The sequence below is a fragment of the Streptomyces sp. NPDC017529 genome (genome assembly GCF_044329785.1).
In the GTDB taxonomy this organism is placed as follows: Bacteria; Actinomycetota; Actinomycetes; order Streptomycetales; family Streptomycetaceae; genus Streptomyces.
In genome coordinates, this window is the sequence record NZ_JBIRJY010000015.1 from 80,871 (window position 1) to 105,434 (window position 24,564).

Sequence of the window (24,564 nt, forward strand, 5' to 3'; positions counted from 1 at the left end):
CGCCAGGGCGCACGCCCCGACGCGCTACTCCGCGGCCGGTTTACAGGCCAGGAGGGTGGCCTGGGGCGTCCGTTCGGCGAACGTGCCGGTGTCGGGCTCACGCAGCATGCGGGCGCGTACGGGCAGACCGGCCTCTTCCAGCAGGGCGGCGAACCGGTCCGGCTGCCACCGGTGGAAGTCGAGCGAGACCGGGCGCCCCCACGCCTCCTCCAGGCGCAGCGGCTCGTCGCCCACCTGGAACGCCGCCAGCAGCCGGCCGCCGGGCGCGAGGACCCGGTGGAACTCGGCGAACGCCTCCGGCAGCCGCTCCGCCGGGACGTGGATGGTCGAGTACCAGGCCACGACGCCGGCGAGGCTGCCGTCCGGTATGTCCAGGGCCAGCATGGAGCCCTCCTCGAAGCGCAAGTCCGGGTGCTCGCGGCGGGCCACCGCCAGCATCCCCGGCGACAGGTCGACGCCGAAGACGGACAGCCCCAGGCCGGCCAGGTGCGCGGTCACGCGGCCGGTGCCGCACCCCACGTCGGCCACCGGACCGCCGCCTCCGGCCCGTACCAGGTCGGCGAAGGCGGCGAGCATGCCCCGCTCCAGCGGCTTCGCGTCCAGCTCGCCGCGCGCGAACGCGACGTAGTCGTCGGCCATGGCGTCATAGGAAGCCCGGGTGTCCAGCAGAAAGTTCGGTTCGGTCATGGGGGAGGACCCTACTGGCCGCCACGCCGCCGAGCCGCACCACCGGCGCGCCTCAGAAGAACTCGTCCAGCAGCCGGTAGAACGCCAGCTTCTCCTGCGAGACCACCGTGCCGTGACCGTTCCCGTACGCGCGCAGGAACGTCTCGGCGTACGCAGGACCGAACCACGGGTCCTCCTCGTGCGTTAACTCGCGCAGCACCAGGGCGAGGTCGAGATGCCGGTCCGCCCGGCCGAGCCGGCCCACGTCGATCAGGCCCGTCACCCGGCGGGTACGGGGATCGAGGAGGACGTTGTCCGGGCACAGGTCGCCGTGGCAGACGACCAGGTCCTCCGCCGCGGGGCGGGTCCGCTCCAGCTCGGCCAGCAGCCGCCAGCCCGACCAGCCGGCCCGCTCCTCGTCCAGGTCCGCCAGGTCGACGGCCCCGTCCGCGACGGCGCGGGCCGCCTGCGGCAGCGTCACCGCCAGCGCCCGGTCGAACGGGCAGCGCTCCACCGGCAGCCCGTGCAGCGAGCGGGCGAGGCCGGCGAGCGCGGCGGCCACCTCGTGCCGCTGGTGCTCCGGCCACTCGGCACTCGCGGGACGCCCCGGTACGGCCTCCGTGACCAGCCAGGCGACCGCACCGGCGCCGCCGCTCTCCACGACGCGCGGTACGGGAACGCCCTGTTCCGCCAGCCACACCAGCCGCTCCGCCTCGGCCGGCAGGCTCAGCCCGGACGCCGCGGCGGCACCGGCGGGCGCCAGCTTGGCGTACAACTCCCCGGGGCCGCCGGTGAGGTGGTACACGAGGGCCCCGGACGCCCCGTCGGTCACGCGGGACCAGTCGTGGTCGGGATATCTGCGACGCAGCACGCTGTCCATACCGCCCATCCTCCAGAAGCGGTGATCGCGGTGCATCCGGGTTTCCCGGCGGGCAAGGGGCGGACGCCCGCCGGAACTCCCTGCGTGCCGTTCCCGGGCGCGGGTCACTCCACGGCGATCGCCGCCGTCATGCCGGTGCGGGCCGCCCGGCGGGCCGGCCACGCCGCGGCCGGTACGGCGGCGACGGTGATACCGGCCGGCGCGAGCGCGACGACTCCGGCGGGCACCGAGAAGTCCCACAGCCGCTGATGCCGGGCATGGACGGGCTGACCGCCCTGCGGGAGCTGCGCCGCTCGGCCGGCGCGCCCCAGGTGATGGCCCTGAGCGAGGGCACGGTCAAGGCTCACGTCAGCCGCGCCCTGGCCAAGCTGGGCCTGGCCAACCGCGTGCAGCCGGCGCTGCTCGTACGCGACGCCGGCCCGGCGCAGGCCGGTCCCGCGGGCCGCGCCGGCCGTCCGCCGCCACCGGAGCGCTGTGTGCGGTGCCGGGCATTAAGCTGGCTTTGTGTTCGGTACCGTTCAGAAGTCTTCCGCCGCCTTCGACGTGGTCTGCATGGCCGCGTCGCTGGGCGGCGTGGGCGCCTACCGCGACATCCTCGCATCGCTGCCCGAGACCTTCCCCGCCGCGCTGGTGCTGGTGCAGCACCGGCCGGTACGGGACCGCGACACGCTGGTGCCGGTCCTGGGGTACCGGTCGGCACTGCCGGTACGGCTGCTGTGCGACGGCGACCAGCTGGCGCCCGGCGTCGCCCACGTGGTCCCGGCGGGCCACCGGGCCGTCTTCACCCCGGAGGGGAAGGTGACTCTGCACGCCATGGACGGCCACCGGCTGGCCGACCCGACGTTCGCCTCCGCCGCTGCCGCCTTCGGGCCCCGCGTCCTGGCGGCGGTGCTCACCGGCCGCCTGCAGGACGGGTCCGAGGGCGTACGCCACATCCGGGGCGCGGGCGGCCGGGTGCTGGTCCAGGACAGCACCACCTCGGAGGCGTTCGGCATGCCTGGCGCGGCGCTGGCCACCGGCTGCATAGACTTCGTACTGCCCCTGCCGGTGCTGGCTCACGCGCTGGTCAGCCTGGTGATGGTGCCGGGCGCCGCGGGCATGATGCGGGTGTCGCTGCCGCCCTGGGCGGCGGTGATCCCACCGGCGGTCGCCACCTGACCACGGCACGAGAGGCGGGCACTCCATGACGAGCGGCACGGTCGGCCCGTACGACCTGCGGGGCAACCGGATCCTCGCCGCCCTGCCGGAAGCCGAACGGCGACGGCTGGGAGCTCACCTGGACGCGGTCGAACTGGGCGTCGGCGACGTGCTGTACCGGCCGGGGGAGCGGATCGACGCCCTGTGGTTCCCCCTGGTCGGCGTCGTCTCGATCGTCGCCGAGATGGACGGCCCGACCGTCGAGGTCGCCACCGTCGGCGACGAGGGCATGGTCGGCCTCCCCGTCTTCCTCGGCAGCGGCACGCCGACCGAGCAGGCGGTGTGCCAGGTCCCCGGCCGGGGACTGCGGATGGACGCCGACCGGTTCCGGCACGAGCTCGCCGTGCTGGACGGGCAGCTGCAGCAGACGCTGCAACGCTTCACCCACTCCATGTTCACCCAGCTGGCACGCAACGCGGGCTGCAACCGCAGCCACCGCACCCGCCAGCGGTGCGCCCGCTGGCTGCTGATGACCGCCGACCGGATGCACAGCGACCGGTTCCCGCTCACGCAGAAGTTCCTCGCCCAGATGCTCGCCGTACGCAGGTCGTCGGTCAGCGAGGTCGCCGGCGCCCTGGCCGAGGACGGCTGCATCCGCTACAGCCGCGGCACCATCACGGTGCTGGACCGCGACCTGCTGGAAGCCAACGCCTGCACCTGCTACCGCGTCATCCGCGACACCATCGACGCCGCCTTCCCTGCGGGCGTTTAGGGCGGTTCGCGCACCATGGCAGCGAGTGGAGCCGGGAGCGTGTCCGGACCCGGCTCCGCCGCATCGCCCGCAACGGCATCGAGTCAGCCCACCGGCTCGGCAGGCACCGCCGGGTGGCCGGGCGAACCGTGACGTGGCTGGGCGGTCGCCGCCTTCTGCGTCGCCGCTACGAACGTGAGGCGGGACCTCTTCTTGCCTGCGTCGCGGGCGCCGTAGCCCTCATCGGCTACCGCGGGCCGGCCGACTGGAACAACGTTTAAGTGACTCGCTCGCTCGCTGGCCTGGTCCTGCCGCAGGACACGCCCGAACGTCGCCGCGTAGGGGTGGGGATTGTTGCGGGGGTAGGCATAGGTGAGGACGGCGGGCGGGGAGTCTGTGAGCGGCAGGTACAGGATGTCCGGATCGGGGTACTGCGCGGCCACCGATACCGGGAGCACACCGACACCGCGTCTGGCGGCGACGGCGTGGAGGTATTCCTCGATGTTGGAGGTTTCCACGCCGATCTCGGGGGTGGCGTCGGCCGGCCAGTCCTGCGGGGTGAGCGTGCCGCTCACGGTGTTGACGATGAGGCAGCGACGCCCGAGCTCGCGCCAGGTGACACGGTCACGCACGGCCAGGGTGGAGCTGCGGGAGACCGCTGCGATATGCGGCTCCCGCAGGATCTCGGTGGTGACCAGGCGCGGATCGCTGATCGTCCCCCAGAGCAGCGCCGCGTCGACCGAACCGTCGCTCAGCCCGGCGGTGCGGTCGTCCCGGCGCACGGTGTACACGATGACGCGGTGCTGCTCCTCCAGCGTGGCCGTCGCTCGGCGGCCACGCTGGAGGGGGAAGCCCCAGGCATAGCCGAGGCGCAGTGAGGACTGCGGCTCGGGGGGCTGGAGAGCCATTTCCAGCTGGGGAAGAAGGGTTTGGAGATCGGCTTGCAGCCGGCTCCCGTCCGCGGTGAGGCGGGGGTGGCGGGTGCTGCGGTCCAGCAAGGTCCGGCCCAGGGCCCCCTCCAGGCGCTGGATGTGCCGGCTGAGGGTGGGCTGGGAGATACCGAGACGATCAGCGGCCCAGGTGAAGTGCTGCTCCTCGGCCAGGATGAGAAAACATCGCAAGTGATGCAAACCGATTTCCATGGGGAACAAACTAGCCAGTTGCGGCTGTCGTCCCAGCTCAGGGTGCCGTAACGGCATCTCCCCCGCGTCGTACGGCACCACGCACCACGGTCAGGTGCAGGATCAGGGCGACCAGGGTGAGTGCGGCCGTGTAGTACGGCAGGGAGCCCGGAGCCACGCCGAGGCCCAGCACCAAGCCGCCGAGCGCGGACCCGAGGCCGCTGCCGAGGTAGACGGCGGAGCTGTTGAGCGAGACGGCGACCGTGGCCTGTTCGGGCTGGGCCGCGATGAGCTGGTGCTGCTGAGGCACCTGGATGGCCCATCCGGCCGCGCCCCAGATCACGAGCGGGACGGCTGCCAGGGCCACGGCGGTGTGCGCGGCGACGGGCAGGACGAGCTGGCTCGCCACGACGAGGACCAGGATCCAGGCGACCGCGGCGAAGGGCCGGCCGGTGCGGTCCACGATGCGGCCGATCAGCAGACTGCCGATGATGCCGCCCGCGCCCCAGGCCCACATGGCCCATACCGTCTGGTCGGTGTGCGCGGCGTCGACGACGAACTCGGCCAGGTAGGTGTACAGGCCGAGGCTGGCGATACCGCCGAGCAGCGAGACGGAGACGATGCCGGCGACCCGGCCGCCGGCGAGGGCGCGCACGCGCTGGCCCAGCGGCGGCGGCGGGCTCACCGCGACCTGCGGCAGCCGCATGATCCCGACCAGAGCGACCACACCCAGCGCGGTGATCAGCCACAGCGTGCCGCGCCATCCCATGTGCGAGGCGAGCAGCATGCCGACCGGGACACCGATGACGGTGCCGATGCTCAGGCCGCCCATGACGGTGGCGAGCGCGCGGCCGCGCCGTTCCGGAGCGGTCAGGCCCGCTGCCGTGGCGGCGGCGATGGGCGAGTACACACCCGCACCGATGCCTGCGACCGCGCGGGCGATCAGGAGGACCCACAGGCTGGGGGCGACGGCGGTCAGGGCGTTGCCGATGGTGAAGACCACCAGCGCCACGCCGAGCACCACCTTCGCCGGCCGTGCGGCCAGGAGGGTGGCGAAGACCGGACCGCCCAGCGCGTAGCAGAGCGTGAAGACGGTGACCATCTGGCCGGCCGACGACGCCGAGATGTGCAGATCCGCCGACACCAGGGGCAGCAGTCCGGCCATCACGTAGGCGTCCACGCCCAGCGCGAACGTGCCCAGCGCCAGCAGCGGGATGAACTTACTTCGGGTGTCGTCCTTCTTCGGGGTGGCTGTTGTCTGTGTGGCGCTCATCCGAGGCGCTCCAAGTCCGTTTCGGCGATGATCTGGCGGCCGTTGGGGAAGTAGCTGGCCGGTTCGGTCACCGCGGCCTTCTGTTCGATCTCGTTGAGCAGGCGCTGCAGCCGTACGGACTCCTCAAGACCGGCGAACGGTACGGCGGGCTGCTGCCGGTTGTGCGCGAACCGCACGGCGTCCGTGACGACGCGGCGCAGCGAGACGATGGTGCTGTGCCCTTCGGGAACGGGGTCGTGGCGGGTGTCCACCTCGCACAGCAGCTCTTCCCGGCCGTCGGCCTCGCGCCAGATCCGCAGGTGGTCCGCGTCCCACGTGGGGTTGGAGTACTCCACGGTGGCGTAGACCAGGCCGCCTTCCCGGTCCCGGAAGGCGCAGTCGATCGTGCGCTGCCGGGTGACGTTGACGAAGCTGCTGTAGACGCTCACCACGGCGTCGCCCAACTGAGCCGTCAGGGCCACGCTGTCCAGGACGTCGGGCCCGGAGACGGAGTAGTCGGAGCAGACGGCGACGGCGTCACGGAGCCGCAGCTGCCGACCGTCGAGGTCGAGCCCCTGGACCAGGTCCAGGGAGTGGACGACCTCACTGGCGACGCCGACCGTGGGCCGGTGGTCGTTGATGCGGTTCTTGCCCCAGGTGGCGTGGGCCCGCACCAGGGCCAGCCGGTGACGGTGCACGTAGTCCCAGAGGGCCACGCTCGCCTCCGAGTACCGGCCGACCAGGTCCATGGCGAAGCCGGAGACATCGCTCAGGGCCGAGACCACGGCGTCCAGGTCGTCATGGGCGGAGGTGAGGGGCTTCTCCGCCAGGACGAAGCCCTGGTAGCCCTTGAGCCGCGTCAGGATCTCGGCGTGCGCCGAGTCGGTCACCGCGACGATGACGAGATCGGGCTCGAACTCCTTGAGGGCGCCTTCGATGGTGGGGAAGTAGGGGATGTCCTCGACCGTGCGGTGCCGGGCGTGGTAGGCGATCTCGATGTCGAGACCGAGTTCCTGCGGGCCGGAGAGGCTGCGCAGTGCGCTCCGGAAGCGCGTACCGGCGTAGCCCATTCCCGCGATCAGTACTTTCACGGTGTCCATGGCGGTCATCCCTCCCGGCCCGTGGTGACGGGGCGGTGGTAGAGGCCCTCGTCGGAGAGCTGCCAGCCGGCCCGGCGGTGGAACTCCACGGCACCGCTGCTGCTCTGCATCATGGCGACGTCGGCGCCGCGCGTACTCGCCCACTCGAAGAGACGGTCGATCACCGCGGTGGCCAGTCCCTGGCCCCGGTCCCGCGGATCGGTGACGAGGGTCTGCATCCAGGCCACCCGGCCGTTGGGCTGAGCAGGCGAAGGGGGACGCTGGTCGATGACGGAGATGGCGCAGGCGCGGAGCCGGTCGGGGCCGGCGGCCACCGAGACGAACACGTCCTCGTGGGACACCTTCTCCGCCAGCCAGGCCCGGTATCCGGCCCGCCACGCCTTGCGCGCCTCGGGGGTCGTCGCGATGTACGGGAGCGATGCCTGCTCCTCGTCGCCGTCGAGCAGGAAGGCGCGCAGACGGATGAGTTCGTCGATGTCGCCCGGCTCCGCACGCCGCACCACGGTGTCGGTCGCTGTCGTCACGCTGTCCTCCCGTGAAGGCCGAAGTGGGTGAAGACCTCGTCCAGGGCACGGACCAGGTGGGTGATGTCCTCGTCGGAGTGATTCGGCGTGACGTTGACGCGGAATCGCTCGGTGCCGACCGGAACGGTGGGCGAGTTGATGGGCTGCAGGTAGATGCCGTGCAGGTCCAGCAGCCGTGCGGCCGACTGCTTGCACAGCTCGGCGTCCCCGACCAGGACCGGCAGGACGTGCGTCGTGCTGCACGGCATCACCTCGATCCCGGCGCCCTCCAAGGCCGTACGCAGGTGCGCGGTCTTGCTGTGCAGCGCGTCCCGTTCGGCAGTGGAGGTCTTCAGGTGTTCCACGCTGGCGTGGCAGGCCGCCACGACCGCGGGCGGCAGTGAGGTGGTGAAGATGAAGCCCGAGGCGAAGCTGCGGACCGCGTCGACCAGGGTGGTCGAGCCGGTGATGTATCCACCGATGACGCCGATGCCCTTGGCCATCGTGCCCTGGATGATGTCGACGAGGTGATCGACATTCAGCTCTGCCGCGATGCCCGCACCCCGGGGCCCGTACATGCCGATCGCGTGTACTTCGTCGAGGTAGGTGAGCGCGTTGTATTCGTGCGCGAGCTTGACGATCTCTTCGATGGGGGCGACGTCACCATCCATCGAGTAAACGGACTCGAAGACGACGATCTTCGGACGGTCCAGAGGCTGGCCGGAGAGCAGCTCTTCCAGGTGGGCCACGTCGTTGTGGCGGAACGTCTTGCGCTCCGCCTTCGTGCTGCATATCCCGTTGATGATCGAAGCGTGGTTCAGCTCGTCAGACAGGACGATGGGATCGGGCAGCAGGCGCAGCAGGCATCGCAGAGTCGCATCGTTCGAGCTGTATCCCGTGGGGAAGACCAGGGCGGCTTCCTTGCGGTGCCACTCGGCGAGCGATGCCTCCAACGCGGAGTAGTGGGCGTGAGTTCCGCCGATGTTCCGTGACCCCCCGGAACCGGCTCCGTACTCGTCGATCGCCCGATGCATGGCCTCGACGACCTTGGGGTGCTGCGACATCCCCAGGTAGTCGTTGCTGCACCATACGGTCACTTGCTGACCGGACCCGTCGGCCGCGCGACGCGTCGCCTTCGGGTACGCATTCGCGTGACGATTGATTTCTATGAATGTTCGGTACTGGCCATCGCGTCTCAGCTTGTCGAGCTTTTCCGCCAGATAGCTTTCGTACATTCCCCCGCCTTGCAACTAACACACGCACTTGAGCGCATGTAACACGTAAATGCAGGCATTACATACAGGGGGCACTTCCCCCGCAAGTCGGATTCCTGCATCTGTGATGCACCTTCTGCATGACCGCAGGCCAACACAGTTGACGGCGACTCGTGAGATGCCGGTCACACCGCCGAGGGCGGATTCGCGGGGCTGCGGCGTGCTCACGCCGGCGGGCGGAACGCGGCGGCGTCGGCCCCCGCACCTCGTCAAGACTGCACGTCAGACGGTCGGATGCGCGTAAGGGCGGGGGCGCCGGATGTCCGGTCGGTCTCGCGTTACCCCGGGCCGATGCCCACCTCCTTGGCGGAGGCGTGTGTTCCTGTGTGGCGCGAAGGCGCCGTGATCAGGGCCACAGGGGTTGATGGCCGGTAGCGGAAAGTGGTCAAACGGCTGTCACTTCGTCGAGAAGTTGTACGTAGAGTCACTTGCCGAGGTGAACGAAACGGCTATTTCCGACTTTTGGCTACCAAGGGTGACATAGCGAGTCAAACGCTTCGATGTGGCTCTAAAAGGCTCGGGTATCGGACATGATGGCTTGGAGTCTTCAACGGACTGTTGTTAGGTTCCCTTCCGTCGTTGAGAAACGACAGTGTTCAAACGGGGGACGAACCAAATGATTCTTCAGCATGCTGACCACACGGCGGGTCCCGCCATTCAGTTCTGCTGTCTCGCCTGACGCCGCGATACCGCCGCAGGTAAGAGACGAAATCCGGCTTCCGCGCCGCACGTAGTCGATTCCCGGCCCCGCCTGGGGCCGCATCACCATGAGAGGAATCGGCCGACCGACCGGGCTGCCGCACCGTCTCCTTCCGGGGTATCGGCCGGGCCGTCGCGCTGACCCCGCCGGTCTCGGTCGGCGGGCTCGAGGGCGTCGTCGATGCGGTCGCCGCCCTCGCCCATGACCGGCCCGGGTGGGGCGCAGGCCGGTCGATCGCCGCCTCCGGCGGCATCGCGTCACCACACGTCAACCGCGGGCTCGCCAACCCGTGACCGGAACGAGCCCGTACGACGGCACCCGCGTCCCGGCGATCCCATGGCGGCCCACAGGGGCAACCGCAACACCTTCACAACCACTCAGCACGGGGGAATCATGAGAGAAGTCAGCGTCAGCACGGCCACAGCCGTGCACCGTTGGGCGCAGGTCGCCGGTGACGCACCGGCCATCATCTACGAGGGCACCGAGACCACGTACGCCCAACTCAGCTGCCAGGTCCGTGAATTGGCCGCCACCCTGTCCCAAGGAGGACTGCGGGCCGGAGACCGCGTCGCCTACCTCGGCCACAACAGCGCACTGCTGCTGGAGACGGCGCTCGCCGCCGCCCACCTCGGAGCGATCTTCCTTCCGGCCAACTTCCGGCTCGCCGCCGAGGAAGTGTCCTATCTGCTCCACGACTCCGGCACCCACACCGTGGTCGCCGAGGACGGGCACCGGCCGGTCGTCGACCGGATCGCCGACGGCTCGCCGGTCCGCCGCTTCCTGCTCGGCGACCGCGACCCGCTCGTCCCGGCCGCCGCGTCGGCCCATCCGCGCTGGGAGCGCCTGTCGGAGGCGGGTGGGAGCGCCCCGCGCGGCGAAGCCGTCAAGGCCGGCCCGGACGAGACCGCCGTACTGATGTACACCTCGGGGACGACGGGCCGCCCGAAGGGCGTGCTGCTGACCCACGGCAACCTGTGGTGGAACCACCTCAACGTGACCGCTTCCATCGACGTACGCCCCCGCCACACCACGCTCGCGGTGGCGCCCATGTTCCACATCGGCGGCCTCAACGCCTTCACCCTGGGCGCCCTGGCCCGCGGTGGCACCGTAGTCGTCAGGCGCGCCTTCGAACCCGCCCAATGCCTCGCCGACTTGACCGAGTACCAGGTGAACAGCGTGTTCGCGGTGCCGGTGATGTTCGCCGCGCTGGCCTGCACCCCCGGATTCGCCGAAGCCGACCTGAGCGCGCTGACGGCCGCGGTCGTGGCCGGGGCCCCGGTACCGGGACAGCTGGTACGCGACTACGCGGCCCGTGGCGTCCGGTTGCAGCAGGCCTGGGGACTGACCGAGACCGCGCCGTTCGCGACGTACCTGCCCGGACACCTGGTCGGCGACCACCCCGACTCCGCCGGTTTCCCCATGCCGTACACCGAGATACGGCTGACGGACCCCGAGACGGGAGCCACCGTCACCGAAGCGCGGGTGCCGGGGGAGGTCTGCGTCCGGGGACCGCACGTCACCCCGGGCTACTGGAACAATCCCGAAGCCACCGCGGCGGCGTTCGACTGCTCCGGCTGGTTCCACTCCGGCGACATCGGCTACCTCGACGAGGGCGGTCTGCTGCACATCGTCGACCGCCTCAAGGACATGATCATCAGTGGCGGAGAGAACGTCTACCCCGCCGAGATCGAGCGGGTACTCGCCGCCCACCCCGACGTCCACGACGTGGCGGTGGTCGGCGTGCCGCACCCCAAGTGGGGCGAGACCCCGATCGCGGTGCTGCGCCAGGACGGCGCGGCGCCCCGGCTCACCATCGAGGACGTCCGCGCGTACGCCGGTCAGCGGCTTGCCCGCTACAAGCTGCCGACCGCCGTCAGTCATGTCGATGCCCTGCCCCGCAACCCCAGCGGAAAGCTCGACAAGGTAGCCCTGCGGGCCTGGGTGCTGAGTGAGTGCGAGACCACCGGATCACTCGGCCACTGAACCGTCGCCCCGTCGCCCCGTCGCCCCGTCGCCCCACCGCCCCGTCGCCCCACCGCCACGGCGGACCGCCGGGCCAACTGCCCATTTCACAACGCTGGTTCGTTCACGTACCGGCCAAGCGCGCCTACTGAACCCGCGTCACCACCGCGTCACGGAAGAGAAACGCACACCATGGACACTGCCCTGGCAGCCAACGACAAGACCGAACTCCTCATTGACGGCCACACCCTGACGGTGGCCGATGTCGTCAGCGGCGCCCGCCCCGCCGACACCACTCGCGTCCGCGCCCGGCTCGCCGAAGGCGCGGTCCAGCGCATCGAGCAGTCCCTCGCGCTCAAGAACAAGGTCATCGAGGCCGGCCTGCCCGTCTACGGCGTCACCTCGGGCTTCGGTGACAGCAACACCCGGCAGATATCCGGCCTCAAGTCCGAGGCCCTGCAGACCAACCTCATCCGGTTCCTGTCCTGCGGCATCGGCCCCGTCGCCACCCCGGACGTCATCCGGGCCACCATGATCGTCCGGGCGAACTGCCTGGCCCGGGGCGCCTCCGGGATCCGTACCGAGATCCTCGAACTGCTTCTGGAGTGCCTCAACAACGATGTGCTGCCGCCCATCCCCGAGCGCGGCTCGGTCGGTGCGAGCGGCGACCTGGTCCCGCTGAGCTACGTGGCCGCGCTGCTGACGGGGCAGGGCAAGGCGCTGCACCAGGGGGAGGAGAAGGATGCCGGCGCGGCACTGGCCGACGCCGGTCTCGGCGAGGTGGTGCTCGGGGCCAAGGAGGGCCTCGCGCTGGTCAACGGCACCTCGTTCATGTCGGGCTACGCCACCCTCGCCGTCCACGACGCCACCGAACTGGCCTTCGCCGCCGATCTGAGCACCGCGCTGGCCTCCCAGGTGCTCCAGGGCAACCCCGGCCACTTCGTCCCGTTCATCTTCGACCAGAAGCCGCACATCGGAACCCGCACCAGCGCCCGGACCATCCGTGAACTGCTCGGCAACCCCGAGGACCGCGACCCGTCCGTGGACCCCGAGGGCGCGGCCCTGACGGAGTCCGGCTTCCGGGAGCTGGCGGAGCCCATCCAGGACCGGTACTCGGTGCGCTGCGCGCCGCATGTGATCGGTGTGCTGCGTGACACCCTGGACTGGGCGAAGAACTGGGTCGAGGTCGAGATCAACTCCACCAACGACAACCCGCTGTTCGACGTGGAAGCGGGCATGGTCCGCAACGGCGGCAACTTCTACGGAGGCCACGTCGGCCAGGCCATGGACGCGCTCAAGACCGCGGTGGCCAGCGTCGGCGACCTGCTGGACCGTCAGCTCGAACTGATCGTCGACGAGAAGTTCAACAACGGGCTCACCCCGAACCTCATCCCGCGGTTCGACGCCGACAGCTGGGAGGCCGGGCTGCACCACGGCTTCAAGGGGATGCAGATCGCCGCCTCCGGCCTCACCGCCGAGGCGCTGAAGAACACCATGCCGGCGACGTCGTTCTCCCGGTCGACCGAGGCCCACAACCAGGACAAGGTCAGCATGGCCACCATCGCCGCACGGGACGCCCGTACGGTCGTGGAGCTGGTTCGCCAGGTCACCGCCATCCACCTCCTGGCCCTGTGCCAGGCGGCGGACCTGCGCGGCCAGGAGTGCCTGAGCGCTCCGACGCGCGCTGCCTACGAGCTGGTCCGCTCCGTCTCCGCCACGATGGACGGTGACCGGCCGCTGGCCGGGGACATCGAGCTCGTGGCCGGTCTCATCGCCTCCGGAGAGCTCCGCCGGGCCGCCGAGGGCGCCGGCCGCGACTGACCCCCACTCCGCGGAGGTGCCTGCCCCGGATGCGAGGCGGGTGGCCGGGGGAAACCCCCTCCGGCCACCCGCCTCGCGGGGCCGTATCCGAGCGCTGACGCCGATTGCTCAGAGCCAGTCCCGCCGCTTGAAGATGACGTACAAACCGGTACATACAACTGCCATCAGAACAATGGCGAACGGGTAACCGAACGCCCAGTGCAGCTCCGGCATGTGGTCGAAGTTCATACCGTAGATCGTGCCGACCAGAGTCGGGGCGAACAGAATGGCCGCCCACGACGAGATCTTCTTGATCTCCTCGTTCTGCTCGAAGCCGGCTTCCGCGAGGGCTCGCATTTCGGCGTTCTGCTGTTGGTTCACGAGGGTGGCGTTGACGGTGAGGATGTCCTGAAGAGCCTGACGGAAGCCGTCGACGCGTTCGGTGGTGTGGGTGGCGTGGTCGGCGACGTCGCGGAGGTAGCGGCGCAGCTCCTCGTCGATGCCGTACTTTTCGAAGCCCGCCGTCAGGCTTTCCAGCATGCGGTTCAGCGGGCGGGTGGCGCGCTGGAATTCGACGACTTCGCGGGAGAGCTCGTAGATGCGGCGGGACACCCGGGGGTCGCCGCCGAAGACCTCGGTCTCGATTTCGTCGATGTCGTTCTGGACACCGGCGACGACCGGCGCGAAATCGTCGACGACGGCGTCGAGGATCGCGTACAGGACCGCTTCCGGGCCGCGTTTGAGGAGTTCCGGTGCCGCTTCCATGCGGCGGCGGACGGCCGGCAGGTCGGGGGCGCCGCCGTGCCGGACCGTGATGACGAAGTCGGGGCCGACGAAGAGGTGCAGTTCGCCGAAGTCGACCTCCTCGGGGTCGTCGAGGTAGCGCGCGGCGCGCAGTACGACGAAGAGGGTGCCGCCGTAACGTTCCAGCTTCGGCCGCTGGTGGGCCTCCAGTGCGTCTTCGACCGCCAGCGGGTGAAGGTCGAACTCCGTGGCGAGAGTGACCAATTCGGAGGAAGACGGCCGGTGCAGGCCGATCCAGGCCATGGAACCCGCGGTGGCGCGCAGCTGCCGGAAGGTGTCGGCGAGCGTGTCGTGGGTACTGAGGCGATGACCGTCGCGGTACAGGGTGGCGTTGATGACGCTGCTCTGGGCCGAGGGGCCGGGGTCCGGCGCCGGTGACCCGGTCGCTGCGTCGGTCGGCGGGGCGGCGTCCGCGGGGCGCTTCTTCGCGGGTTTGCGCAGTCCGCGCAGTCCGCGCCGCCCGTGGGCGGGAGGCTCAGTGCCCATGACAGAACCGACCTCCGTGACAAGTGGGGTGAACGGGAACAGGGGAACTCGACGCAGGATATATGCCCAGGGTGTCGACGCTGGTCAGTGGCCATGGTGCAGGATGGAGGGACCAGGTGACGCCATCCGTGTGTCGCTTCCGACGACGTATATGTGTTTATCCCTAGAATTACGCGATGCAGATACCGCAGTTGTCCAGCGCCCCTCCGAGAGAGGTGATTCGGTGAACGGGCCCGACGCCACCGACGAACAGTGGGAAGGGCTCGCCGAGGTCGTTCCCCTGCGCAGCAGTAGTGAATGGCCTTCGTGGCCCGACCACCGCGCCCTGCCCGACGAGGAACCGGGCGAGGAGATGCGGCGGTTCGTCGTCATCCGGGTACAGACCTTCGCCGACGCGCGCGAGGTCGCCGAGTACCTGATGGCGCAGATTCCGGTTCTGCTCGACCTCAGCAGCGCCGACGCGGATGTCGCCAAACGCATCCTGGATTTCTCCAGCGGTGTCGTCTTCGGCCTCGCCAGCGGGATGCACCGGGTGGACACCAATGTCTTCCTGCTCGCACCCGTGGGGACCGAGGTCGCCGAGCCGCCGGCCGGTGTCGTACCCCGATCGTAGGAAGGCGTTGCAGCCGTAACGGTTTTGCTTTCGCCGGTTGCCTAGCGTCCTCGTATGGACACTGACAGTGTGCGTCCGGCGGTCACCGAATTACGCCTGTCCGCCTTCAAGTCGCACCGCGGCGCGACCTTTCCGCTGGGCCCGCTGACGCTGTTGACCGGCGCGAGCGGCAGCGGGAAGTCCGGCGTGCTGCAGGCGTACGAGATCCTCGCGCGGCTCGGCAGCGGCGCCCGGCTCGAACGGGCCGTGGCGGCGGTGCCGGGCGGTGCCGACGGGTGCGTACCGGCGTGGGCGCGGCCGGACGGGCAGGGCAGGCGCGGCTTCCGCATCGGCTGCACGGTCGACGGGCCGGTCGGGCCGGTCCGGCTCGACGTCGCCGTACAGGCCGACCCCGAACTGCGCATCGTCGGCGAGCGGCTGACCGGCGGCGGCGAGACGCTGCTGACCACGGCCCTGACGGACCCTGCCCGGCGTGCGGTCCAAGCCGCCTGGCACACCGCCGGATCGACGCCGGTGACGCGCGCGCCGCTGCCCGACGACCGCCTCGGTACGGCACTGCTGCCGTTGCGCGTCGCGGGCAAGACGGCCGGGCAGCGGCTGGTGCTGGCGGCGGCGGAACAGGTGGTCGTGGCGCTGCGGTCGGTGTTCGCGTGCGACCCGCGGCCGGAGGCGATGCGCGGCGCCGGAGCGGGGTCGGGCGACGGCGCGGCGCCGAGCCCGCCCGGAGGCGGGGCCGGGGCCGTATCTGGTGGCGGGGCCGGGGACGGCGGCCGCGGGACTGGGGGGCGTGCCGGCGGGGTCGGTGGCGCCGCCGCTCCGGGCGCGCGGACGGAAGCGGGAACGGCCGGCGGCTTTGCGGCCGCTTCCGGTGGCGACGGGATGGCCGACGACGGGGGGACCTTCGGGGGCGGCTGGGGGTGGTCCGCCGGCGACGGGCGGTTGCGTACGGCCTGCGACAACCTTCCCGCCGTACTGGGACGGACGAGCCGCGAATGCGCCCGGCGGCACGCGCTGCTCGTCGAAGCGGTGGGAGCGGGCTGCGTCGGGCCGGTCGAGGGGCTCCGCGCCGAGCCGGTGTCGCGCGCGGGCACCGTCGGCATACGGGCCCTGGTCGAACGGGGCGCGCTGCCGGCGACGCCGCTGGAGCAGCTCGGGGACGGGGAGCTGCGCTACCTCGCGCTGGCGCTGGTGCTCCTGACGGGGCCGGAGGTGCTGGCGATGGATCCGGTGGGCGAGGTGCTCTCCGCCCGCCAGGTCCTGGGGCTGGTGGCGGACGGAATGGACCGGTGCCTCGACGGCCGGCAGGCGCGTGCGCTGCTGGAGCTGGCCGTACGGATGGTGGGGCGCGGGCACGTCCGGCTGCTCGGGACGGTACGGGACGCGTCGGCCGCCGACGGGCTGCCGGGGGTACGGGTGCTACACCTGGGGGCATGAATGAGGATCTTCAAGCATTGCAGCGCCGGCTGGCCGACTTCGCGGCGGCCCGCGCCTGGCAGCAGTACCACACGCCCAAGAACCTGGCGGCGGCGCTCAGCGTCGAGGCGTCCGAACTGGTGGAGATCTTCCAGTGGTTGACGCCGGAGGAGTCGGCGAAGGTGATGTCCGACGCGACGGCGGCCGGGCGGGTCGAGGACGAGGTCGCCGACGTGCTGGCGTACCTGCTGCAGTTCTGCGACGTCCTGGGGATCGATGTGCTGGCCGCGCTGGCCGCGAAGATCGAACGCAACGAGACGCGCTTTCCGGTGAAGGGGGCCGAACGAGCCAATCGTCACTCTATGGAGTGAAGGATCTTTCCACATCGTCTTGGTTGTCCACAGATTTGCGAATTCCTCTGGCCTTTTCGGCCGTTCAAGTTCACGCTGGGTAGTGGCAGGTAGATACGGCGAAGCTGACCACGGTCTGAGGGAGGGGGATGCGAATGGACGCGGTGCGCATCATCGCGGCCAGCCGGCGCGGTCTGGCGCAGGCGCGGACGGTCCGGGAGATCGTCCTTGAAGCCTGGCAGGCCCAGGCTCTGGCCGAGGCGGTGGGCAGCCATCTCGCGATATCCGGCCCGCACGAAGTGCGGTCCCGGGCGCGGGGGTTGGGCGATGCGGGAGGGAGGACGAGCGCGGCCCTGGTGGTTCCGGCACCGAGGATCGGCGGGCCGCGAGCGGCCCAGCTGTCCGAGGTACGGGACACCAAGGAGGCGTTACGAGGACTGTCCTGGCTGCTCGGTGAGGTGTGCGAGGCGCTGGTGGGCGTGGTCTGCGCGGCGGACGAGGAAGGGATGTACTGGATCTGCGTGGAGGCGATGGACGTCGCCGACGAATCCCGTGACCGGGTGACCGGAATACTCAAGCACCTTGCCGTACGGGACCGCGACACAGCCTGACCGGGTCACGCGCCGGCGCGCGCCCTCCCGAACGACCCCCAGTCCGCCGGGTGCGGGTCTGGATGCGGGGTCTGGGTGCGGGCGCTCGGGCGGAGTGTGACTGGGCGGCCGGAGCCGGGTTGGTTGGCTGGAGCCTGGTGGACGGCTGGAGACCGGGGCGGCCGGGTCCCGGGTGGTCGGCCGGTGGCTGGCTGGGCGGGGGGCTCGGCGGGGATGGCTGTAGCCCGGTGGCTGGCTGGCTGGTGTCCGGTGGGGCGGCTGGGTGGCTGGTGTCCGGTGGGCTGGTCGTGGCCCGGTGGCTGTCTGGGTGGCTGGCCCGGTGGGGTGGCCGTGGCCCGGTGGCTGTCTGGGTGGCTGGCCCGGTGGGGCGGCCGCGGCCCGGTGCTTGGCTGGTGGCTGGTGGGGCGGTCGTAGCCGGGGGCTCGGCTGGGCGGCCGGTGAGTGGCTGGGCTGCCGCAGTTCGCTCGGGCGGCTGCCGCCGGGGGTGGGTCGGGCCGTCGGGTGGTTGGGTGGGGCTGTCGGGTGTTGGGGGGTGGTCGGGGTTCCGGGCGGCGGGGGTGTGGGGGCGGTGCGAGACTGCGGGGGAGGAGGTGATCACCATGGGAGGGGAGGCCTTCGCGGACGCCTATCCGGGTGCCGAGGGGTACGGGCTGCTGGAAACGTTGCTGGAGCATGTCCAGCGCGCGGCGCCGACGGACATGCCCGACCTGGTGAACCGGCACGCGGTGGCTCTCGGCCTGCGCCACGTCGGCCTCTACCTGGTCGACATCCAGCAGCGGCAGCTGTGCCCGATGGGTGAGGGGCGCAAGGCGCTCTCCGTGGACTCCTCGGTCGCCGGATGGACGTACCGCACCCTGGCCATGCGGGTGGAGGACGCCGACGGCGCCGAAGGCGGGATCCGGGTGTGGTTGCCGCTGGTCGACGGGGTGGAGCGGCTGGGGGTGCTGGAGGTGCGTACGGATCTGCTGGACACCGAGCGCATGCGCCGGTGCCGGGCGCTCGCGGCGCTGCTGGCGCCCATCATCGCTTCCAAGCGGGCCTACAGCGACACGTTCGTACGGCAGGCACGTACCCAGCCCATGCAGCTGCCCGCCGAGATGGTGCGGGCCTTCCTGCCGCCGCGCACGATCGGCACCGAGCAGGCCGTGTCCACCGCCGTGCTGGAGCCCGCGTACGAGCTGGGCGGCGACGCGTTCGACCATGCCATGACGCAGAGCACGCTGCACGCGGCCATCATCGACTCGATGGGCCACGACCTGGCCGCCGGGCTGGCCACCTCCGTCGCGCTGGCGGGCTGCCGCAGCGGGCGGCGCGCCGGGGCGGACCTGCGCGAGATGGTGGACACCGTGGACCAGGCGCTCGCCCAGTGGCTGCCGGACCGTTTCGCCACCGGCGTCTTCCTGCAACTGGACCTCAGCGACGGGCGGCTGCGCTGGATCAATTGCGGCCACCCGCCGCCGCTGCTCATCCGCCGGCACGCCGTCCTGGACCGCGCGCTGGAGCGTTCCGGCCAGTTGCCGCTGGGTGTGCCCGCGGCGTTGAGCCCCGAGCCGCGTACCGTCCATGTGGCGGAGCTGGAGCCGGGCGACCGGGTGCTGCTCTATACGGACGGCATCACCGAGGCGCGGGATTCCCACGGCAGGCTCTTCGGGATGGACCGCTTCACGGATTTGATCATTCGTGCGACGGCGGGTGGGGAGCTGGCTTTCGAGACGCTGCGCCGGCTGATCCACTTCGTCGTCGACGACCAGGCCAAGGATTTGCGCGACGACGCGACCCTGCTGCTGGTGGAGTGGTGCCCGGGGCCCTGGGGGCCGGGCGGGGACACCCTCCCCTGATGACGGCCGCCCCGGTCCGCGCCCATCGGAGCACACCGGAGCGGCCCCCGCCCGCCGGGCGGTCTTCTCAGGAGACCTGCGGCATGACCTCGGAGGCGATCAGTTCCATCTGGTCGAGGTCGGTCAGGTCGAGCATCTGAAGGTAGACACGCCGGGAGCCGACGGCCCCGAAACGGCCGAGGCGTTCGACGACCTCGGCGGGGGAGCCGGCCAGCCCGTTGGCCTTCAACTCGTCGACCTCGCGGCCGATGGCGTCCGCGCGGCGCTTGACCTCCGCGTCGTTCTTGCCGACGCAGGCGACCAGGGCGTTGGAGTAGACGAGGTCGTCGGCGTCGCGGCCGCGGGCCTCGGCGGCCGCGCGTACCCGCTTGAACTGCTGCTCGGTGGCGTCCAGCGAGGCGAAGGGGATGTTGAACTCGTCGGCGTATTCGGCGGCCAGCGCGGGGGTGCGCTTGGTGCCGTGCCCGCCGATGAGGACCGGCACCTTCGGCTGGGCCGGCTTCGGCAGCGCGGGCGAGTCCGTCAGCTGGTAGAACTTCCCGTCGAAGCTGAAGCGTTCGCCTGCCGGCGTCTTCCACAGTCCCGTGATGATCGCAAGCTGTTCCTCCAGGCGGCCGAACTTCTCCTTGGGGAAGGGGATGCCGTACGCCTTGTGCTCGTCCTCGTACCAGCCGGAGCCGAGCCCGAAGTCGACGCGGCCGCCCGACATCTGGTCGACCTGGGCGACCTGGATGGCGAGGACGCCGGGGAGGCGGAAGGTGCCCGCGGTCATCAGGGTGCCGAGCCGGATGCTCGTGGTCTCCCGGGCCAGGCCGGCCAGGGTGATCCAGGCGTCCGTCGGGCCGGGCAGCCCGTCGGTGCTGCCCATGTGCAGGTAGTGGTCGGAGCGGAAGAAGGCGCCGTAGTTCAGGTCCTCGGCGGCCCGCGCGACGCGGAGAAGGGTGTCGTAGGTGGCCCCCTGCTGGGGCTCGGTGAAGATCCGGAGTTCCATGCCGCCCATCTTGCCCTGCGCGTGCCGGGAGCATGAATGAGGCACGGAAGGCGCGGCCCTCGTAAAACGCTTAGGTCATATCACCGCGATCGGGCGATACTCGTTCGTGTGTTCCTGACGATAACCACCACTGGCAGCGCCGAGCGCCCCGCGACCGATCTCGGGTTTCTGCTGCACAAGCACCCCGCCAAGGCGCAGACGTTCTCGACGGCGCACGGCACGGCCCACGTCTTCTACCCGGAGGCGGACGCCGAACGCTGCACGGCCGCGCTCCTCCTGGAGGTGGACCCGGTCGCGCTGGTACGGCGCGGCCGGGGCAAGGGCCGCGGCGGCGCGCCGGACTCGGCCCTCGCGCAGTACGTCAACGACCGCCCGTACGCGGCCTCTTCGCTGCTGGCCGTGGCGCTGAGCGCGGTCTTCGCGAGCGCGATGAAGGGGCAGTGCAACGCGCGCCCCGAGCTGCCCGCGCTGCCGCTGCCGCTGCGCGTCGCGCTGCCCGCCGTACCCGCGCGCGGCGGCGCCGATCTGGTGCACCGGCTGTTCGAGCCGCTGGGCTGGACGGTGCGCGCCGAGCCGGTGCCGCTGGACGAGACGTTTCCCGAGTGGGGCGATTCGCGGTACGTACGCCTGGAGCTGGCGGGGGAGCGGACGGTCGCCGAGGCGCTGCGGCACCTGTATGTGCTGCTGCCGGTGCTGGACGACGCCAAGCACTACTGGGTCTCGCCCGACGAGGTCGACAAGCTGCTGCGTGCCGGCGAGGGCTGGTTGGAGAGCCACCCGGAGCAGCGGCTGATCGCCGGGCGCTACCTGGCCCGTCGCTGGTCGCTGACGCGCGAGGCGTTGGAGCGGCTGGAGCTGGCCCGGCTCGCCGAGGTGGACGACACGGCCGCCGAGGAGATCGACAACGCGGTGGACGAGGCGGCCGACACCGAGGAGAAGCCGGTGCCGCTCGCCGTGCGGCGCCGGGCCGCGATCCTCGGTGTGCTGCGTGACGCGAAGGCGGCGCGGGTGCTCGACCTGGGCTGCGGGCAGGGCCAGCTGGTAGGCGAGCTGCTCAAGGAGGGGCAGTTCACCGACATCGTCGGGGTGGACGTGTCGATGCGCGCGCTGCACGAGGCGCGGCGCCGGCTGCGGCTGGACCGGATGCCGGAGCGGCAGGCCGAGCGCGTACGTCTCGTACAGGGCTCGCTGGCGTACACCGACGCCAGGCTGAAGGGTTACGACGCGGCGGTGCTGAGCGAGGTGGTCGAGCACGTCGACCTGCCGCGGCTGCCCGCGCTGGAGTACGCGGTGTTCGGTTCGGCCAGGCCGCGTACGGTCGTCGTGACGACGCCCAACGTCGAGTACAACGTGCGCTGGGAGTCGCTGCCCGCCGGGCACGTGCGCCACCGCGACCACCGCTTCGAGTGGACGCGGGAGGAGTTCCGTACGTGGGCCGGCGAGGTGGCGGACCGGCACGGGTACGCGGTGGAGTTCCGGCCGGTGGGCCCGGACGACCCCGAGGTCGGGCCGCCGACCCAGCTGGCGTGCTTCCGGTTGGCGGAGGGCGGGGACGGCGCGGTGGCGCGTACGCGGCAGGCCGCCGTCCGCTCCGCGGCGACGCGGCCGGACGAGTCCGCCGACCCGCCGGAGAGCCCCGCCGCCCCCGGCGACCCCGCCAGCCCCTCCGCCCCCGAACAGCCCGAGAAGGAGGCCGTGACATGACCGGCTCCACCACCGACCGCCGCCCGCTGGCCGTGCCCGACCTCTGCCTCGTGGTGCTGGTCGGCGCCACCGGTTCCGGCAAGTCCACATTCGCCGCCCGGCACTTCAAGCCCACCGAGGTGCTCTCCTCGGACTTCTGCCGCGGCCTGGTCAGCGACGACGAGAACGACCAGAGCGCCAGCGGCGACGCGTTCGACGTGCTGCACTACATCGCGGGCAAGCGGCTCGCGGCCGGCCGGCGGACCGTCGTGGACGCCACGAACGTCCAGCCCGAAGCGCGCGGGCAGCTGGTCAAGCTCGCCCGCGAGTACGACGTGCTGCCGGTGGCCGTCGTCCTCGACGTGCCCGAGGAGGTGTGTGCCGCGCGCAACGCGGCCCGCGCCGACCGGGCCGGGATGCCGCGCCGCGTCATTCAGCGCCACCAGCGCGAACTGCGGCGCTCGCTGCGTCACTTGGAGCGCGAGGGCTTCCGTAAGGTGCATGTGCTCAGGGGGGTGGAGCAGATCGCGGCGGCGGAGATCGTCACCGAGCGGCGCTTCAACGACCTGCGGCACCTGACCGGCCCGTTCGACGTCATCGGCGACATCCACGGCTGCCGCTCCGAGCTGGAGACGCTGCTCGGACGGCTGGGGTACGAGGTCGGGCGGGACGCGCTCGGCCGCCCCGTGGACGCGCGGCACCCGGAGGGCCGGACCGCGGTGTTCGTCGGCGACCTGGTCGACCGCGGGCCGGACAGCCCCGGTGTGCTGCGCCTGGTGATGGGCATGGTGGCCGCGGGACACGCGCTGTGCGTGCCGGGCAACCACGAGAACAAGCTCGGCCGTTACCTCAAGGGCCGCAAGGTGCAGCACAGCCACGGGCTGGCCGAGACCGTGGCGCAGCTGGAGCGGGAGGACGAGGCGTTCCGTACCGAGGTCGCCATGTTCATCGAGGGCCTGGTCAGCCACTACGTGCTCGACGGCGGGGCGCTGGTGGTCTGCCACGCCGGGCTGCCGGAGAAGTACCACGGCCGGACGTCCGGCCGGGTGCGGTCGTTCGCGCTGTACGGCGACACGACCGGCGAGACCGACGAGTTCGGGCTGCCGGTGCGCTACCCGTGGGCCGAGGACTACCGGGGCCGCGCCGCCGTGGTCTACGGGCACACGCCGGCGCCGCGCGCGAGCTGGCTGAACAACACCATCTGCCTGGACACCGGCTGCGTCTTCGGCGGTGCGATGACGGCGCTGCGCTGGCCGGAGCGGGAGCTGGTGGCCGTACCGGCCGAGCGGGTCTGGTACGAACCGGCCAAGCCGCTGGCCAACGAGGCGCCGGGCGGTGCCGACGGGCGTCCGCTGGACCTGGGCGACGTGGCCGGGCGGCGGGTGGTGGAGACCCGGCACATGGGCCGGGTGGCGGTGAAGGAGGAGAACGCCGCGGCCGCCCTTGAGGTGATGAGCCGGTTCGCGGCCGACCCGCGCCTGCTGCCGTACCTGCCGCCGACGATGGCGCCCTGCGCGACGTCCAAGGAGGACGGTTACCTGGAGCACCCGGCCGAGGCGTTCGCGTCCTACCGGGCGGACGGCGTACGGCACGTGGTGTGCGAGGAGAAGCACATGGGATCGCGTGCCGTGGTCCTGGTGTGCCGCGACGAGTCGGTGGCGCGGGAGCGGTTCGGCGCGGCGGCGGGCGTCAGCGGCGCGGTGTACACGCGCACCGGCCGGCCGTTCTTCGACGACCCGGCCGTCACCGAGCAGGTGCTGAAGTCCGTACGGGAAGCCGTGGAGAGCGCGGGCCTGTGGGAGGAACCGGCCGGCCCCGCCGCGTCCGGCTCCGGGCACTGGCTGCTGCTCGACGCCGAACTGCTGCCGTGGTCGCTGAAGGCGTCCGGCCTGCTGCGCGGGCAGTACGCGGCGGTCGGTGCGGCTGCCGGCGCGGCGTTCCCCGGAGCGCTGGACGCGCTGGAGGCCGCGGCGGCGCGCGGGGTGGAGGTGCCGGAGCTCCTGGCGCGGCAGCGCGAGCGGGCCGCGGACGCCGCCGCGTTCACCGAGGCGTACCGGCGGTACTGCTGGCCGGTCGACGGCCTGGACGGCGTACGGCTGGCGCCGTTCCAGATCCTGGCCGGGCCGGGCCGCAGTCTGGCCGCCGTGCCCCACGACCAGCAGCTGGCCTGGCTGGACCGGCTCGTCGAGCACGACGGCACCGGTCTGCTGCGGCGCACCGGCCGGCTGGTCGTCGACACCGAGGACGCGGCGTCGGTCGCGGCGGGCGTGCGGTGGTGGCTCGACCTGACCGCCGGCGGTGGCGAGGGCATGGTGGTCAAGCCGCTGGACGCGCTGGTGCGCAAGGGCGACGGCCGGCTGGTGCAGCCGGGCGTCAAGTGCCGGGGGCGGGAGTACCTGCGCATCATCTACGGCCCCGAGTACACCCGCCCGGAGAACCTGGAGCGGCTGCGCGCCCGGCACCTGGGCCATAAGCGCTCCCTCGCCCTGCGCGAGTACGCCCTCGGCCTGGAGGCCCTCGACCGCCTGGCCGAGGGGGAACCGCTGTGGCGCGTCCACGAGGCGGTCTTCGCGGTCCTGGCCCTGGAGTCGGAGCCCGTGGATCCGCGGCTGTAGTACGGGGAGTGCCC

The 24,564-nt window shown here is 71.5% G+C and carries 21 protein-coding genes; 11 read left to right on the plus strand and 10 right to left on the minus strand.

Annotated elements, in window-relative coordinates; translation table 11 throughout:
* Positions 1-24: 24 nt before the first annotated feature.
* The 3 genes from ACH4K4_RS29715 to ACH4K4_RS29725 form a co-directional block, all read right to left on the minus strand.
* A complete protein-coding gene (locus ACH4K4_RS29715) occupies positions 25-687 on the minus strand; it encodes a class I SAM-dependent DNA methyltransferase (RefSeq protein ID WP_398171563.1) in 663 nt (220 codons plus the stop codon).
* 52 nt (positions 688-739) lie between these two features.
* Positions 740-1,546 carry an APH(3') family aminoglycoside O-phosphotransferase gene (locus ACH4K4_RS29720; RefSeq protein ID WP_398171564.1) on the minus strand — a complete coding sequence of 269 codons (807 nt, stop codon included), beginning with the start codon at positions 1,544-1,546 and terminating at the stop codon, positions 740-742.
* Positions 1,547-1,650: 104 nt separating this feature from the next.
* The gene (locus tag ACH4K4_RS29725) at positions 1,651-1,893 is read right to left on the minus strand and encodes a hypothetical protein (protein WP_398171565.1); all 243 of its coding nucleotides are present in this window, start codon (positions 1,891-1,893) and stop codon (positions 1,651-1,653) included.
* 157 nt (positions 1,894-2,050) lie between these two features.
* Between ACH4K4_RS29725 and ACH4K4_RS29730 the strand changes: the two genes are divergently transcribed.
* Both ACH4K4_RS29730 and ACH4K4_RS29735 read left to right on the plus strand, forming a co-directional pair.
* Complete coding sequence (locus ACH4K4_RS29730) at positions 2,051-2,704, plus strand: chemotaxis protein CheB (protein WP_398171566.1); 654 nt, start codon at positions 2,051-2,053, stop codon at positions 2,702-2,704.
* A 25-nt stretch (positions 2,705-2,729) separates the two neighbouring features.
* Positions 2,730-3,455 (plus strand): Crp/Fnr family transcriptional regulator, encoded by a 726-nt coding sequence (locus ACH4K4_RS29735; protein ID WP_398171567.1) that lies wholly within the window; start codon positions 2,730-2,732, stop codon positions 3,453-3,455.
* Positions 3,456-3,538: 83 nt separating this feature from the next.
* On the opposite strand, the gene ACH4K4_RS29740 is transcribed toward ACH4K4_RS29735, so the two are convergent.
* From ACH4K4_RS29740 to hemA, 5 genes are read right to left on the minus strand one after another with little or no spacing between them, the layout of a single operon-like run.
* A complete protein-coding gene (locus ACH4K4_RS29740) occupies positions 3,539-4,576 on the minus strand; it encodes a LysR family transcriptional regulator (RefSeq protein ID WP_398171568.1) in 1,038 nt (345 codons plus the stop codon).
* A 37-nt stretch (positions 4,577-4,613) separates the two neighbouring features.
* Positions 4,614-5,828: an MFS transporter gene (locus ACH4K4_RS29745; protein ID WP_398171569.1), complete on the minus strand. Its 1,215-nt coding sequence runs from the start codon at positions 5,826-5,828 to the stop codon at positions 4,614-4,616.
* Complete coding sequence (locus ACH4K4_RS29750; RefSeq protein WP_398171570.1) at positions 5,825-6,907, minus strand: Gfo/Idh/MocA family oxidoreductase; 1,083 nt, start codon at positions 6,905-6,907, stop codon at positions 5,825-5,827. Before ACH4K4_RS29750 ends, ACH4K4_RS29745 begins: the two co-directional genes overlap by 4 nt.
* A 5-nt stretch (positions 6,908-6,912) precedes the next feature.
* Positions 6,913-7,431, minus strand: a complete 519-nt coding sequence (locus ACH4K4_RS29755; RefSeq protein ID WP_398171571.1) for a GNAT family N-acetyltransferase — start codon at positions 7,429-7,431, stop codon at positions 6,913-6,915.
* Positions 7,428-8,645: a 5-aminolevulinate synthase gene (gene hemA, locus ACH4K4_RS29760; RefSeq protein WP_398171572.1), complete on the minus strand. Its 1,218-nt coding sequence runs from the start codon at positions 8,643-8,645 to the stop codon at positions 7,428-7,430. The genes ACH4K4_RS29755 and hemA overlap by 4 nt, the downstream gene beginning before the upstream one ends.
* 1,132 nt (positions 8,646-9,777) lie before the next feature.
* Here hemA and ACH4K4_RS29765 point away from each other — a divergent pair.
* Together ACH4K4_RS29765 and ACH4K4_RS29770 are read left to right on the plus strand one after the other, a co-directional pair.
* Complete coding sequence (locus ACH4K4_RS29765) at positions 9,778-11,367, plus strand: AMP-binding protein (RefSeq protein ID WP_398171573.1); 1,590 nt, start codon at positions 9,778-9,780, stop codon at positions 11,365-11,367.
* Between the two features lie 171 nt (positions 11,368-11,538).
* Positions 11,539-13,167, plus strand: a complete 1,629-nt coding sequence (locus ACH4K4_RS29770; RefSeq protein ID WP_398171574.1) for an aromatic amino acid lyase — start codon at positions 11,539-11,541, stop codon at positions 13,165-13,167.
* Positions 13,168-13,275: 108 nt separating this feature from the next.
* Here the strand turns inward: ACH4K4_RS29770 and ACH4K4_RS29775 are convergent, their stop codons facing one another.
* Positions 13,276-14,436, minus strand: a complete 1,161-nt coding sequence (locus tag ACH4K4_RS29775; RefSeq protein ID WP_398171575.1) for a magnesium and cobalt transport protein CorA — start codon at positions 14,434-14,436, stop codon at positions 13,276-13,278.
* Between the two features lie 223 nt (positions 14,437-14,659).
* On the opposite strand from ACH4K4_RS29775, the gene ACH4K4_RS29780 reads away from it, so the two are divergent.
* The 5 genes from ACH4K4_RS29780 to ACH4K4_RS29800 all read left to right on the plus strand — a co-directional run bounded on the left by ACH4K4_RS29780 (position 14,660) and on the right by ACH4K4_RS29800 (position 19,261).
* Complete coding sequence (locus tag ACH4K4_RS29780) at positions 14,660-15,049, plus strand: cell division protein SepF (RefSeq protein WP_398171576.1); 390 nt, start codon at positions 14,660-14,662, stop codon at positions 15,047-15,049.
* Between the two features lie 54 nt (positions 15,050-15,103).
* The gene (locus tag ACH4K4_RS29785) at positions 15,104-16,483 is read left to right on the plus strand and encodes a biotin transporter BioY (RefSeq protein WP_398171577.1); all 1,380 of its coding nucleotides are present in this window, start codon (positions 15,104-15,106) and stop codon (positions 16,481-16,483) included.
* Positions 16,480-16,833: a nucleotide pyrophosphohydrolase gene (locus ACH4K4_RS29790; protein WP_398171578.1), complete on the plus strand. Its 354-nt coding sequence runs from the start codon at positions 16,480-16,482 to the stop codon at positions 16,831-16,833. Before ACH4K4_RS29785 ends, ACH4K4_RS29790 begins: the two co-directional genes overlap by 4 nt.
* Positions 16,834-16,967: 134 nt before the next feature.
* Entirely contained in the window at positions 16,968-17,423 is a 456-nt protein-coding gene (locus ACH4K4_RS29795; RefSeq protein ID WP_398171579.1) for a DUF6099 family protein, read from the plus strand.
* Positions 17,424-18,022: 599 nt separating this feature from the next.
* Positions 18,023-19,261, plus strand: a complete 1,239-nt coding sequence (locus ACH4K4_RS29800; protein WP_398171580.1) for a PP2C family protein-serine/threonine phosphatase — start codon at positions 18,023-18,025, stop codon at positions 19,259-19,261.
* A gap of 67 nt (positions 19,262-19,328) precedes the next feature.
* Here the strand turns inward: ACH4K4_RS29800 and ACH4K4_RS29805 are convergent, their stop codons facing one another.
* Complete coding sequence (locus ACH4K4_RS29805; RefSeq protein WP_398171581.1) at positions 19,329-20,252, minus strand: LLM class F420-dependent oxidoreductase; 924 nt, start codon at positions 20,250-20,252, stop codon at positions 19,329-19,331.
* Positions 20,253-20,360: 108 nt separating this feature from the next.
* On the opposite strand from ACH4K4_RS29805, the gene ACH4K4_RS29810 reads away from it, so the two are divergent.
* Both ACH4K4_RS29810 and ACH4K4_RS29815 read left to right on the plus strand, forming a co-directional pair.
* Positions 20,361-21,956, plus strand: a complete 1,596-nt coding sequence (locus ACH4K4_RS29810; RefSeq protein ID WP_398171582.1) for a 3' terminal RNA ribose 2'-O-methyltransferase Hen1 — start codon at positions 20,361-20,363, stop codon at positions 21,954-21,956.
* Positions 21,953-24,550, plus strand: a complete 2,598-nt coding sequence (locus tag ACH4K4_RS29815) for a polynucleotide kinase-phosphatase (RefSeq protein WP_398171583.1) — start codon at positions 21,953-21,955, stop codon at positions 24,548-24,550. Before ACH4K4_RS29810 ends, ACH4K4_RS29815 begins: the two co-directional genes overlap by 4 nt.
* Positions 24,551-24,564: the final 14 nt, after the last annotated feature.